At 57.3% G+C, this 13,034-nt stretch carries 13 protein-coding genes; all 13 read right to left on the bottom strand.

Annotation, left to right across the window (positions count from 1 at the left end; all coding sequences use genetic code 11):
- Positions 1-132: 132 nt before the first annotated feature.
- The 13 genes from ACR0IY_RS06995 to ACR0IY_RS06935 all read right to left on the bottom strand — a co-directional run bounded on the left by ACR0IY_RS06995 (position 133) and on the right by ACR0IY_RS06935 (position 13,032).
- Positions 133-1,770: an ABC transporter ATP-binding protein gene (locus ACR0IY_RS06995; RefSeq protein ID WP_480671639.1), complete on the bottom strand. Its 1,638-nt coding sequence runs from the start codon at positions 1,768-1,770 to the stop codon at positions 133-135.
- On the bottom strand, positions 1,767-2,582 hold the full coding sequence (locus tag ACR0IY_RS06990; RefSeq protein ID WP_480672090.1) for an ABC transporter permease: 816 nt from the start codon (positions 2,580-2,582) through the stop codon (positions 1,767-1,769). Before ACR0IY_RS06990 ends, ACR0IY_RS06995 begins: the two co-directional genes overlap by 4 nt.
- Positions 2,582-3,538 carry an ABC transporter permease gene (locus ACR0IY_RS06985; RefSeq protein WP_480590109.1) on the bottom strand — a complete coding sequence of 319 codons (957 nt, stop codon included), beginning with the start codon at positions 3,536-3,538 and terminating at the stop codon, positions 2,582-2,584. The genes ACR0IY_RS06990 and ACR0IY_RS06985 overlap by 1 nt, the downstream gene beginning before the upstream one ends.
- Positions 3,539-3,553: 15 nt before the next feature.
- Positions 3,554-5,137 carry an ABC transporter substrate-binding protein gene (locus ACR0IY_RS06980; RefSeq protein WP_480671637.1) on the bottom strand — a complete coding sequence of 528 codons (1,584 nt, stop codon included), beginning with the start codon at positions 5,135-5,137 and terminating at the stop codon, positions 3,554-3,556.
- 124 nt (positions 5,138-5,261) lie between these two features.
- Positions 5,262-5,699 (bottom strand): hypothetical protein, encoded by a 438-nt coding sequence (locus ACR0IY_RS06975; protein WP_480671635.1) that lies wholly within the window; start codon positions 5,697-5,699, stop codon positions 5,262-5,264.
- A gap of 51 nt (positions 5,700-5,750) precedes the next feature.
- Complete coding sequence (locus ACR0IY_RS06970; RefSeq protein WP_480671633.1) at positions 5,751-6,854, bottom strand: glycerate kinase type-2 family protein; 1,104 nt, start codon at positions 6,852-6,854, stop codon at positions 5,751-5,753.
- Entirely contained in the window at positions 6,854-7,291 is a 438-nt protein-coding gene (gene dtd, locus ACR0IY_RS06965) for a D-aminoacyl-tRNA deacylase (protein ID WP_480671631.1), read from the bottom strand. The genes ACR0IY_RS06970 and dtd overlap by 1 nt, the downstream gene beginning before the upstream one ends.
- 20 nt (positions 7,292-7,311) lie before the next feature.
- Positions 7,312-7,980 carry a nitroreductase gene (locus tag ACR0IY_RS06960; RefSeq protein ID WP_480671629.1) on the bottom strand — a complete coding sequence of 223 codons (669 nt, stop codon included), beginning with the start codon at positions 7,978-7,980 and terminating at the stop codon, positions 7,312-7,314.
- 86 nt (positions 7,981-8,066) lie between these two features.
- Positions 8,067-9,158 (bottom strand): TFIIB-type zinc finger domain-containing protein, encoded by a 1,092-nt coding sequence (locus tag ACR0IY_RS06955; RefSeq protein WP_480671627.1) that lies wholly within the window; start codon positions 9,156-9,158, stop codon positions 8,067-8,069.
- Complete coding sequence (locus ACR0IY_RS06950) at positions 9,155-9,697, bottom strand: hypothetical protein (protein ID WP_480671625.1); 543 nt, start codon at positions 9,695-9,697, stop codon at positions 9,155-9,157. Before ACR0IY_RS06950 ends, ACR0IY_RS06955 begins: the two co-directional genes overlap by 4 nt.
- 4 nt (positions 9,698-9,701) lie before the next feature.
- Entirely contained in the window at positions 9,702-10,850 is a 1,149-nt protein-coding gene (locus ACR0IY_RS06945; protein WP_480671623.1) for an SPFH domain-containing protein, read from the bottom strand.
- A 21-nt stretch (positions 10,851-10,871) separates the two neighbouring features.
- Complete coding sequence (locus ACR0IY_RS06940) at positions 10,872-11,828, bottom strand: DUF2927 domain-containing protein (RefSeq protein WP_480671621.1); 957 nt, start codon at positions 11,826-11,828, stop codon at positions 10,872-10,874.
- A 13-nt stretch (positions 11,829-11,841) separates the two neighbouring features.
- Complete coding sequence (locus tag ACR0IY_RS06935; RefSeq protein ID WP_480671619.1) at positions 11,842-13,032, bottom strand: toxic anion resistance protein; 1,191 nt, start codon at positions 13,030-13,032, stop codon at positions 11,842-11,844.
- Between the last annotated feature and the right edge of the window lie 2 nt (positions 13,033-13,034).

Here is a 13,034-nt window from a genome sequence, read left to right as displayed (position 1 = left end):
TTGAGTGACCTTAGGAGATTCACGGGCGCAAGATCGCCTGTTCGCGCCGCCGCTAGCAAAATCCCGACGCCTGTCGCAAGACAGAGCGCCGGGATTTCTGTTGTTTTCCCAAGATAGTGAGAATGGCTGGGATTAGTTCCCGGCGCTTTCCATTTTGCGGTGTGCGACGACCTCTTCCAACCAGCCCAGATGCATCTCGGGGACCGAGCTGAGCAGCAGGTCGGTATAGTCGTCGTACGGTGGGCTCAGCACCTGCGATTTCGGGCCATAGCGCACCACGCGACCCTGATACATCACAGCGATACTGTCGCTGATCGCACGGACCGTCGCCAGATCGTGGGTGATGAAAAGATAGGCCACATCCTCGATCTTTTGCAGGTCCAGCAGCAGCTTCAAGATGCCATCTGCCACCAATGGGTCCAACGCCGAGGTAACTTCGTCGCAGATAATCATCTTGGGCTTGGCTGCCAGTGAACGGGCGATGCAGACCCGCTGTTTCTGACCACCAGACAGTTCTGCCGGATAGCGATCGATGAACTTTTCACCCAGCTCGATCTCATCCAAAAGCTCGATGACACGCTTGCGCTTTTCGGCGCCGCGCATGCCAAAGTAGAACTCCAGCGGGCGACCGATGATCGTTCCAACCGTCTGGCGTGGATTCATCGCAACATCGGCCATTTGGTAGATCATCTGCAATTCACGCAGATCCTCGCGTGAGCGGCCCTTCAGATCACGGCTGAGCTTACGCCCGGCAAAGGTGATCTCGCCATCGCGCGGTGGCAGCAGGCCAGTAATCACTCGCGCCAGCGTGGATTTGCCCGAACCAGATTCACCCACAACCGCCAGCGTCTGCCCCGGATGAAGCTCGACATTGACGTTGTGCAGTACGTCGAAATTCAACCCCTTGTAGCGTGCAGTTATGCCGTCGACACTCAGCACCGCTTCGGGTGTTGGTTTCTTCTCTTCATGTTCGATCGATCGCACCGAGACCAGTGCCTTGGTATAGTCTTCCTGCGGGTTGTTGATGATCTGATCGGTGGTGCCGTATTCGACTGTATTGCCCATCCGCAGAACCATGATGTCATCGCTGACCTGCGCCACAACCGCAAGGTCGTGGGTGATGTACAGCGCGGCAACGCCAGTGTCCGCGATGGCCTCTTTTATGGCCATCAGAACGTCGATCTGCGTGGTCACGTCCAACGCCGTGGTGGGTTCGTCGAACACCACAAGATCGGGTTCGGGGCAGAGCGCCAGCGCAGTCATACAGCGTTGCAACTGACCGCCCGAAACCTGGTGCGGATACCGGTCACCGATATTGTCAGGGTCCGGCAGGCCCAGTTTGGCAAAAAGTTCCCGTGCCCGCTTTTCGGCTTCCTTGCGCGAGAATTTCTTGTGCTCAACCGCCGCTTCGACCACCTGATCCATGATCTTTTTGGCTGGGTTGAACGATGCCGCAGCGGATTGCGAGACGTAAGACACCTCGCCACCGCGCAGGTTGCGGATATCACCGAGCGCCGACTTCATGATGTCGCGCCCGTTGACCCAGACCTCACCGCCGGTGATCTTAACACCGCCCCGGCCGTAGGCCATCGAGGCCAAACCGATGGTGGATTTACCAGCACCGGATTCGCCGATTAGTCCCAGCACCTTGCCGCGCTCGAGGTCAAAGCTGACCCCGTGCACGATTTCGATGTCATGCGGCTTTTCACCCGGCGGATAGACGGTCGCGCCGATCTTGAGGTCGCGGACCTTGAGAAGGGTATCATTCATCCCCGGCCTCCTTTCAGCGATGTGGTACGGTTCAAGACCCAATCAGCCACGAGGTTGACCGAGATGGCCAGCGTCGCGATGGCCACGGCGGGATACAGAGCCGCGCCAATGCCATAGACGATGCCGTCCTTGTTTTCTTTCACGATGCCGCCCCAATCCGCCAGCGGCGGTTGTACACCTAGACCGAGGAAGGACAGGGTCGAGATGAACAGAACCATGAAGATGAACCGCAACCCGAACTCGGCCACCAGAGGAGACAAAGCGTTGGGTAGGATTTCCCGGAAGATGACCCAGGCCCGACCTTCGCCGCGCAACTTGGCAGCCTCGACATAGTCCATCACGTTGATGTCCACGGCGACGGATCGCGACAGGCGATATGGGCGCGTCGCGTCAAGCAAACCCATCACTAGGATCAGAATTGGGACGGTCACCGGGACGATTGCCAGAATAACCAGCGCCAGAATCAGTGTCGGGATCGACATGACCAGGTCCACCGCCCGGCTGAGGACCTGATCGGCCCAACCGCCAAGAACGGCGGCCAGCAATCCCAACGAGGTGCCGGTAACAAAGCTGAGGATCGTGGCCGCTGCGGCGATAAAGATCGTCGTGCGCCCGCCATAGATCATGCGGGTCAAAAGATCGCGGCCGATGTTGTCGGTGCCCAACAGGTGTTCTGCGCTCGATGGTTCCCACACATCACCTACCACCTCTGCCATTCCATAAGGGGCGATCAGCGGTGCGGTGAAGGCCACAAAGAAGTAGAGCCCGGTGAAAAACAGACCGATCATGGCCGAAATAGGAATATTCTTCATCATTTCGGATGCCTCAGTCTTGGGTTGGCCAGGATCGATACGATATCGGCTACCATGTTCAGCCCGATATAGACGGCGGCAAAGACAACACCGCAGGCCAGAACAACCGGCACGTCGCGTTTGGTCACCGAATCTACCAGATACTGCCCCATGCCGGGGTAGACGAACACAACTTCGACAACGACGACGCCGACGACAAGATAGGCCAGGTTCAGCATCACGACGTTGACAATTGGCGAAATCGCGTTGGGAAAGGCGTGACGCGCAATGACCTGAAAGTTTGACAGGCCTTTCAACTCAGCCGTTTCGATATAGGCCGACTGCATCAGGTTCAGGATCGCCGCGCGGGTCATCCGCATCATTTGCGCCAATACGACAAGCGTCAGCACAAAGGCTGGCAGGGCGATGGTATAGAGCTTTTCCCCGAAGGACATTGAATCATTGATCATGGCGAGCGAAGAAAACCAGCCTAATTTCACCGAGATGAAGTAAATCACCAGGTAGCCGATCAGGAATTCGGGGATCGAAACAGTTGTAAGCGTGACGGCAGAGATCAATTTGTCCGGCCAGCGGTCGCGGTACCGGACGGCCAGCAAGCCCAAAAAGATGGCAAGAGGAACAGAAACGACAGCTGCTACACAAGCAAGAAACAGGGTGTTGCCCAACCGCTTTCCAATGCTTTCCGCGATATCGAGTTTGTTGGTCAGGGACTGACCCAGATCACCTTGAAGAATGCCGCCCAACCACTCGAAGTAACGAGTCAGTGCAGGGCGGTTGAGGCCCATCTCTTCGCGCAGGTTGGCCAAAGATTCGGGGGTTGCGGATTGACCAAGGACAGCTTGGGCAGCGTCCCCAGGAAGAGCTTCGGTGAGGCCGAATATCAGAGCCGATGCACCAAAGAGCAGCAGGAGTCCCAGCGCAAGGCGCTGGGAAACCAGTTTGATGATGGGATGCATTGTCCTAGGCCTGTATCAGGCGAACCACATTTTGCGTGTGGCCTGGCCACCCATCAGTTCATCATACGGATCCGGCTCCCAACCAGCCAGTTGATCACTGACACCGTCAATGAACTGGTTGAACATCGGGCAAATCAGGCCGCCTTCTTCGTTAAGCAGTCGACCCATCTGAGAGTAGATCTCTTTCCGCTTGGCGGTGTCGAGCTCACCTTTTGCCTGATTCAGCATATCGTCGAACTCGGGCCGTTTCCAACGTGTGTCGTTCCAGTCTGCGGTTGAGAGATACGCGGTGGTATACATCTGATCCTGTACCGGACGGCCAGTCCAGTAAGAGGCGCAGAACGGTTGGACATTCCAGACCTCAGACCAGTAGCCATCGCCAGGCACGCGCTCGATGACGAGTGGGATACCGGCCTGATTGGCTGTCTGCTGGAATAGCGCCGCGGCATCCACCGCACCCGGGAAGGCAACATCCGAAGTACGCAGAACGATCGGTGATCCATCGTGGCCGGACTTCTTGTAGTGCTCGGCTGCTTTTTCAAGATCAAACGGGCGCTGTGGGATCGTATCGTCAAACAGCGGATAGGCCGCATTGATCGGCATATCGTTACCCACAGAACCATAACCCTGCAGGATCTTTTCAACCAGCTCTTCGCGGTTGATCGCATATTTCAGAGCCAGTCGCAGATCATTGTTGTCGAACGGGGCGGTATCCGAGTGCATGATGAACACGTAATGCCCGCGACCGGTCGTGGGCTGAACAGTCAGACCCGGAGCGCGACCCAGAAGGCCAGCGACCTTGGGCTCGACCCGGTTGATAAGGTGAACCTGACCGGACTGAAGTGCCGCCGTACGCGCCGTCGCATCATTGATGGCAATAATTTCGACACTGTCAAAATGGCCGTCATCTGCCCAATAGTTGTCGAACTTGGTGTAGACGTGACGTACACCCGGCTCGTTTACTTCCATCTTGTACGGCCCTGTGCCGATACCTGCGCCCGGATTATCGAGGCCACCATCAGGCTGAATGATCAGGTGATAATCCGCCATGAGGTAAGGCAAATCAGCATTTGGGCTGTTCAACGTGACTGAGAACACGTCGCCGTCTGTCTTCATCGACTCGATCTCTTTCATGATGCCAAGGGCACCAGATTTCGAGTTCTCGTCCGAATGGCGCTGCATGGTTTTCAGCACGTCTTCGCTGGTCAGAGTTTTGCCGTTGTGGAATTCGACACCTGGACGGATTTTGAAGTTCCAAACCTTGGCATCAGCGCTGGCTTCCACGCTTTCGGCCAGACGCGACTCGATCGAGCCGTCGGGCGCTACGACCACCAGGGTGTCACCGAATTGACGGCCGTTGAGTGCAGGAACTTGGCTGGCGTAAGTTGCCGGATCCAGCGAGTTAGTCGATTCGCCACCGACGGAGCCGATCTTCACGTCTCCGCCCTTTTTCGGACCCGAAGCCCGTGCGGCATCCGCAAAAATGGTGCTGGCCATTGCTGCGGATACACCCAAAGCCGCGGCCTTCCCCATGAATTCGCGGCGTGTCAGCTTGCCTGCTGTGACCTGTTTGGTCATATGAGTGAGTTGTTCGTTCATCCAAAAATCTCCCGGTTGAGTGGATTAGCAGCCCTTTTTCGGCTTTTTATTGACGCGTGAGTCAAAGTAGGCGCATTTCGGGCCGCTGGGCAAGGTTAAATCTCCTGACTGGCAGGAGCATATTTCATATCTGGTGTCGTGGAATGTTTTCCTCCAGTGATTTAGAAAACACCAAATTTTCATTCTCGTATGCAGTTAACATAACGGAAAGATGAAATTCTTCGTGGTTGGCCCACATTCCAGTGTCGGAAGCGGTACTTTTAACATACTCATCCTGCTCAATTTCTTGTTTCAAATTGCAGAACTCGAAGGTGGGCAAAGGATTGTCCGGTTGGGTTGGCCTGCGGTCGCGGCGCCACCGTAGCGGGCGCACTTCATCCATCCGATGGACGCGGTGGTCAGGGCCAGTGCCTATAACGGCATCCAAACTCTTCAGACAGTGGATCGCCGCAACATTCGCGGGCCGCCAGATGCGAGCGGACAAACGGCACTGGTCGGGCATCTCGATACCAACGTCCGGAAGGTCTTCGATGTCGCGTAGGGTATTGGGCGGCAGCGTCATTGCAACACTGTCTGGCCCTTTTTCAATCCGCGTTGGTTAAAAATCGTCAATTCATTCGCGGATTGCGACAAGAAGGTCCATCACATTCGTTCCCGTCGGTCCTGTGACCAGCAAAGCGCCTGCGCGATCCAGATAGCTGCCGCTATCCGCCCTCTGCAACGCCAGTTCCGCACCATCACCCCAAGTTGAGCCGTCGATAATGGCCCCGGCCGCCTGCGTGGGACCGTCCGTACCATCGGTTCCACCGACAACTACAGTAATTCCATCGCAACCAGCAATCTCGCGCGCCAAAGCCAGAGCCAATGCCTGGTTGCGCCCCCCACGCCCCGGATTGTCCGGCAGCACGACCGTTGGTTCACCGCCAAACACCATGACCCCGCGTGGCATGGAGCGGATGCGTTCACCCACAGTCTCAGCAATCTTCAGGAAATCGTCGTGCAAGCATTCTTCGTTTGCCAGCTCATTGATCCCTTCGCTTTTGGCCAGTTCCACGGCGGCGCCCCGCGCATGGGCGTTAGAGGCAATGATCTGCGTTACCGCTTGAAATTCGACCCTCTCCGGCAGGGCTCCGATCCCCGAACCCACCACATTCAGGTCATCGCCGGGCACATCCGAGATCGCCAGAACAGTTACCCTTGCGCCTTTGAAATGAGAAAGCAGCCCCCCGCCCTTGATGCGCGACAACTTGCGTCTCTTGGCGTTCATCGCGGTAATATCCAACCCTTCGGACAGCAGCTGCCGGTTCAACTGCTCAAGGTCGGCCAGTGTCTTGCCCGGCACCAAATCCTCGGCCAGCGAAGATGCCCCGCCAGAGACAAGCAACAGCAGATGCGAGCCGGGTGCCATCCCCTCGACCTTTTCTCGTAAAGCCTGACCACCCTGTAGGCTACGAGCGTCGGGTACGGGGTGAGAGGCCTCAATCACCGTCACATCATCCGGCAATTCTCGCCCGTGGTCGTCCTTGGTGACAACCAATGTCGGTCGTGGTCCGAAATGTTCCAATGCTGCGCGGGCCATTGCTGCCGCCGGTTTGCCTACAGCCAGAATCTGATCCGGTTCAGAAATGCCGGACAACACTTTACGAGTCGCGGAGTCTCCCCCAACGGCGTCAACGCCAGCTTGCCAAATTCGGGTTGCCAGTTCTTTTCTGTCCATCAGCTTTCCATCCAAATCGTAACCGGCCCGTCGTTGACCAATTCAACCGCCATATCCGCACCGAATTCACCGGTTTCGACCGGCACACCGTGGGCTTCAAGTCGCTGCGCGAAAACCTCGTACAGGTGCTTTCCGACCTCGGGTGGAGCGGCCTCGGAAAACCCCGGTCTGTTCCCGCGAGATGTGTCGGCGGCCAGAGTAAACTGGCTGATCACCAACGCTGAACCCTCGGCATCCCGCACGGACCTGTTCATCTTACCCGCGTCATCCTTGAAGATGCGCAGTTTTGAAATCTTGGCGGCAAGTTGATCCGCCTTGACCTCATCATCGCCCTGCATCGCGCAAACCAGGATCATCAGCCCCGGCCCGGTCTGACCGATCACCTGATTGTCCACCGACACGCTGGCCCGCGAAACTCGTTGTAATACTGCGCGCAAATTCGTTCTCCGCTTGTTTGCTAACCGACCCAGTCAACGATTTCGTTCAGATCGGCGCGGTCGGTGCGAAATCCATTGGCAGGGTGATCTTCATCCGCATAGCCAAATGAAATGGCACACAAGATCAACCGGTCTTCTGGAATGTCAAAGTAGCGTCTCAAGAATGGGCTATAGGTGGCCAGCGCCGCCTGAGGGATCGTGGCCACGCCCAGTGCCTGCGCTGCCAAAGTAAAGGCGGTGATGAAGCCGCCGCAATCCAGTGCTCCATAAGTTCCCAACTCTGCCGGGCTTGAGAGGATGGCGCAATGGGGCGCCCCAAACAGAGCAAAGTTCTCCATCATCTGTCGGGCCGAGGCCGCCCGGTCACCGCGCTCTACGCCTACCGCCTTGTACAAAGCCCATCCGCAAGTCCTGCGACGATCCTGATAGACGCCGGAATAGGCCGAGGGAAAAGGTATGTCGGGGGCAGGGGTGCCAGAGGTTGCCTCTTGTTGCAGCGCAGTTCGAAACCGGTCGGTTTCTGCTCCGTTTGTGATCGTGACATGCCAGGGCTGCGCGTTGCACCAACTTGGCACGCGCGTTGCGCTGGACAGAATTTGTTCGATCTGATCCTTCGGCACCGGATCGTGTAGAAACGCCCGGCAAGAATACCGTGCAGACAGCAACTGGTTTAGGTTGGAAAGTGTCACACAAGCCTCCCCTCTGCCGTTGACGAGGCGCACGATGCCGTCTGATTGTTGGATGTTCAAGCGTTAACATCGCAGTTTTCTGACCCTTAGCTCTGTTGGCCGGTCGCGATCAGATATCCAAATCCGGCTGCGACCAACAGGCCCAGAATTACAGCAATGGTGATTTTGATCGCCGACCAGGGGCGCTCGCCCTGAACACGCCCCGTGCGTCCGTTGACCACGAACCTATAGGTCTGGCCGCGATACTTGTAGGCCGCCAGCCAGACCGGCAGGAGGATATGCTTAAAGGTCACGTTGCGCACATCCGTATCAATCGCATGTATGCGCTGCCGATCTCCACCAATATCAAAACGTACATCCCGTTCGATTACACGTGCCATATGCCCACGTGCTTCGGTGTAGCCTTCCTGCAGCTCGACGGAATACGCCTCGGCCCGAAAACCGGCAAGGTATTCAGGTTGGTAAGGCTCTAGCGCCGGCAAATCCCAGGGCTCCAGTGCGTCAGTATAGCTTTTGGGAAGTGATCGCGAAGCCAGAATCAGAACGTCGTCAAAAAACCTCGCCACCCGTCCCGATTTCGGAGACCAGCGCACCTTGGGCACCTGCTGCTGCACACGCTTGCCGTCCCGCATAACAGTGCGGGTCTCATAGTAAACGGTGCCGCGCTCACCGCGATAGCTGGATTTTGTTTCGGCATCGAACGTCCAGTAGGGCACATAAATGCCCTGCATCTTGCGGCCTTTTCGGGCGTAATCCTTCAATCCATTGGGTGCAAACCACAGCCGTCCAAGCCAATCCCCCATCGCCTTATGCGCAGTGCGTTCATCTAGGGCGAATGGCAGGACACCCCTAGGTTTGATGTGGCGGCTGACGCCGGTATCGGTAACGACCGGGGTGGCACAAAACGGGCATTCGGCGGCGTGGGTATTCGGGTCGAACTCGACCTGAGCTGCGCAGTTCGGGCAGGACAGAACGCGCGTTTCCTCAATCTCGTTGTCAGGCAGTTGATCTGCCAGCGCCGCATTGAAATCCAGCTCTTTCAGGCTGGCCACACCCCACGGTCCGGCACCAATCGATTCGGAATGCCCGCAATGGTCGCAGGTCAAGGTGCCGTCATCAGGGTTAAAACGGTAATCAGCGCCACATTGATCGCAGGGAAAGCGGTGTTCTTCAGTCATTGTTTGGCCTCAGTGACAGTGCCGTTCTTTCCGGGGCCAATTATCAAGCGTACAACCAGGGCAGCCAAGATGCAGATTGCGATGAAATTCAGAGAGTTCTTTGCAAATAACCACCAACCGTAGTCAGTCAAAACACCGTTGACCGAGATGGTGCCGATCCCGTCGCCATAGCCGAATGTACTCTTCGGGTCCTGTGACTTGAGCCAACTTCTGAAGAACCAGATGGCCAGCCAAATAGCGATGAGGTTGACCGCAATCCCTGCGCCCCAAGTTGCAGCACGCACATAGCTGATCCGGCGGTGCATCATGAAGCGCAGAAAGGGTTTGACCAATAGCCAGCAAATGAAAAGGGATATTGGCAAGCCGAACAAGGCGTACCAAAAAAAGAGGGACAGAGAATCCAGATCCAGACCTCTAGGGCTCATGTTAGAAACCAAAGGTACGCCAATTACGCCTATCCACCCCAGAAGCGCTGACAGTTTCACCGCGCGGGTGAGGTCGCGCTGAGAGTAGGGCGCTAAGTGGCTGCCATTGGGCATCGCATCACGCCCCCGGCGGTGGCGGTGGCAAGATCGTAAACAGCTGCGCCAATTCCTGAACGTCTCCGGCCTTTTTCCAGCCGTCCTGACCCGCGGTCCAAACATGCGTGTCGCGGGTGATCTCTCCATCCGATGCCATGCGCCCCATCTTGGCCTTCGAGAAAGGCCCGCTGGTTTGCCCATCTACCGCGATGTGCCACACATGCTCGACCGGCGGAGGAGGGGGCGGGGCGGCATGCGCTGCCGGTTGCGGCGCAGCGGGGGTGGAACTGCCCCACGGGCCGCTCGGTTGACCCGCTGCCATATTCGACATCTGCTGCGCCATTGCCATGCCCATGCCCATGCCAAGACCGGCACCCATGCCACCGCCTTGACCGGGGTTGTTGGCAGCTGCCGTCATCGCCTCGGCGGCGGAATATTGGGTGAATTTGCCCAGATCACCGGCCAGCCCCATCGAGGTGCGCTTGTCCAGCGCCGCTTCGACCGCAGGCGGTAGCGAGATGTTTTCGATATAGAATTCCGGCATCTCCAGCCCATAGCCATCCAGCACTGGCGAGACCTCGGCCGCAATCAGTTTACCCAGATCGGCGGTGTTCGCCGCCATATCCAGAACGGGGATGCCCGACCCGGCGATCACACGGCTGAATTCCTGCACGATGATGTTGCGGATCTGAAAGCTGATCTCGTCCATGGTGAACTCGCCATCCGTGCCGACGATTTCAATCATGAATTTCGCGGAATCCTTGACCCGGGTTGTGTAGGTTCCGAAAGCCCTGATACGGGTCGGTCCGAATTCAGGATCGCGTAGCATGATCGGATTTTTGGTGCCCCATTTCAGGTCATTGAAACGGGTTGTGTTGACGAAATAAATCTCGGACTTGAACGGAGACTGAAAGCCGTGATCCCAGTGCTGCAATGTCGTCAGGATCGGCATGTTGTTGGTCTCAAGCATATAAAGACCCGGCGTGAACACATCCGCCAGCTGCCCCTCATGCACAAATACTGCCGCCTGACCCTCGCGCACGGTCAGTTTGGCACCATACTTGATCGCATGGCCTTCGCGTTCGAACCGCCAGACCATGGTGTCGCGGGTGTCGTCGACCCAGTGGATGACATCAATAAATTCGCCAGTCAGAAAATCGAAAATGCCCATCGGGGTCTCCTCTATTTGGACTCAGAGCTGCTGGCCCATCAATTCACGTGCAATGATCCGCACCACGGGGCGGGCGTCATCCGCGCTCACGCCCGGTTCAAGGCGTGGATCGTAAAGCATCGTCAGTAATTTTTCGTCGTGGCTGGTTAGCAGCGCAAACTCATCATCGTCGTTGAAAATCGAGGGTCGAGCCGCCGGGCTGTCATTGGACAGGCCCAACCCCTGTGCCATTTCCTCGTGGATGCAGCTACGCCGCAACAGGTCGGGCAATTCCGTCCGGATCAGGATCACCGCCCTCACGAACCGGTGCGGAGACCGGTTGGTTGGCGACGCAATGACAAAGCAATCTATGTTCGAGCGCGGGTTGGCAACCAGGTCAAGGGTCGGTTGGCCAATTTCGGGCACCAGCTGTTTGAGGCGCGACACCACATAAACACTGTCATCCTTGCCAGCAAAAAAGACATGGAAATTTGCTTTTCGATTGACGACGGACATTGGATGGCCCGTCAACCTGGCCAGTCTGTTGGTGAAGGATTCGACCTGGGCTGCGTCCTGCTCGCGCATTTCTGGGGGCACAGTCGGGCCAAACTCGGTCTGAACACGAACGGGACCGGACCAGCGGCTGAGCTGCCCTTCGGTCGAGTATGTCGATGCCGTAACCGCGTGGTCGGGATATTCGCTGTAGAACGCTATCGTCTCGAAATTGCGTTCCAGATCGCTGGCATCGTAGGGCGTGTCCGGACCGCCGCCGTCGATTCGCAGCAATCCACGCGTCAGCAGATCGCGTTCAACCCGCTGATAAAACCGCGCCAGATCCTGACTGGCGGCGGAAGGTGGAACATAAGCATTGGGTGCGGGGGCCGCCACTTCGGGGCGCGGCTGTGGAACAATTGAAGTCGTCAAAGTTTCATCGCAGTTGGCCAGAACCAGCAGCGACAAAATGCCAAATACGGGCTTCAGATATCCCTTTAACCGCACGCTCAGCCCGCCGTCAGCCCGGAACCGCCGTTCCGGCGTTATCGCCGATACCGTCCTTGCGCGCCTTGGCTGCAGCCAGCGTGTCGCGCAGTTCGGCCTCCATCTTCTGCAGCTCAACTTCAGCGGCTGCGCGCTTGGCCTTGCCCTCGTCCGCAATCGCCAGACTTTCGTTGATGGTGCCGATCAGATCGGCATTGGCCTGTTTCACCGCCTCGATATCAAATACGCCACGTTCCATTTCCTCGCGGATCATTTTGTTGGATTCGCGCAGATTGGCGGCGTTCGAGGTCAGTAATTCATTGGTCAGATCATTGGCTTCACGCACAGCCGAGGCCGCCTCGGCGCTACGTTGAATGGTAACAGCCTGCGCCAGCTGCGTTTCCCAAAGCGGCACGGTGTTGACCAGGGTCGAGTTGATCTTGGTCACCAGCGACTTGTCGTTTTCCTGTACCAGTCGGATCGAGGGCAGCGACTGCATGGTCACCTGCCGCGTCAGCTTCAGGTCGTGCACCCGGCGTTCCAGATCGTCCCGTGCAGCGCGCATGTCGCGCAGCTCCTGCGCTTTCATCACCTGCTGGTCCTCGGGGGCGGCCTGAACTTCGGCCTCTTTTTCCGGGATGTCGTGGCTGTCCAGCTCAGTTAGCTTTTCTTCACCCGCCGCGATGTACAGCGCCAGTTCATCATAAAAGCCCAGCGTCTTTTCATAGAGCAGGTCCAACGATTTGATATCTTTCAGCAGCGTATGTTCATGCCCCAGCAGATCATCCGTAATCCGGTCAATCTGCCCCTGCACCTCTTCGTATTGCGCCGTGAATTTGGCAAACGGTGCAGCCTTGCCCAGCAGTTTTTCCCACCAGCTGCGTTCGCGGCGTACATCCAACTCGCTGACAGAGAAGCCCCGGATCGTGGTCACGATATTGCGCAGGCTGTCCCCGGCGGGGCCAACATCCTTATTTCGAACATCCGCCAGCATGGCTTGGCTGATTTCTTGCAATTCCGCTTGCGCCGAGGACCCGAATGAGACGATCGAGTTGGTGTTGCCCATGTCGATTTCGTTCATGCGCTTACGAATTTCGGCACCGACGGGGTCGTCGGCGTCCTCCAGCGATATAACCTCGGTCGTTGGATCGGGGAGGGCGACAGCGGTCACTTCCTGAACCAGCGTCTCCGTTTCAATCGCCTTGTTCTTGATCTCATCGGACATGG

Source organism: Ruegeria sp. BC1, assembly GCF_056539305.1.
Note: the sequence above shows the minus strand (reverse complement) of the source record. Positions and strands in the feature narration are given on the sequence as shown.

Coding starts and splice junctions, on each gene's coding strand:
- ACR0IY_RS06995 (WP_480671639.1), bottom strand. CDS start 1,770: ATGAATGATACCCTTCTCAAGGTCCGCGACCTCAAGATCGGCGCGACC.
- ACR0IY_RS06990 (WP_480672090.1), bottom strand. CDS start 2,582: ATGAAGAATATTCCTATTTCGGCCATGATCGGTCTGTTTTTCACCGGG.
- ACR0IY_RS06985 (WP_480590109.1), bottom strand. CDS start 3,538: ATGCATCCCATCATCAAACTGGTTTCCCAGCGCCTTGCGCTGGGACTC.
- ACR0IY_RS06980 (WP_480671637.1), bottom strand. CDS start 5,137: ATGAACGAACAACTCACTCATATGACCAAACAGGTCACAGCAGGCAAG.
- ACR0IY_RS06975 (WP_480671635.1), bottom strand. CDS start 5,699: ATGACGCTGCCGCCCAATACCCTACGCGACATCGAAGACCTTCCGGAC.
- ACR0IY_RS06970 (WP_480671633.1), bottom strand. CDS start 6,854: ATGGACAGAAAAGAACTGGCAACCCGAATTTGGCAAGCTGGCGTTGAC.
- ACR0IY_RS06955 (WP_480671627.1), bottom strand. CDS start 9,158: ATGACTGAAGAACACCGCTTTCCCTGCGATCAATGTGGCGCTGATTAC.
- ACR0IY_RS06950 (WP_480671625.1), bottom strand. CDS start 9,697: ATGCCCAATGGCAGCCACTTAGCGCCCTACTCTCAGCGCGACCTCACC.
- ACR0IY_RS06945 (WP_480671623.1), bottom strand. CDS start 10,850: ATGGGCATTTTCGATTTTCTGACTGGCGAATTTATTGATGTCATCCAC.
- ACR0IY_RS06935 (WP_480671619.1), bottom strand. CDS start 13,032: ATGTCCGATGAGATCAAGAACAAGGCGATTGAAACGGAGACGCTGGTT.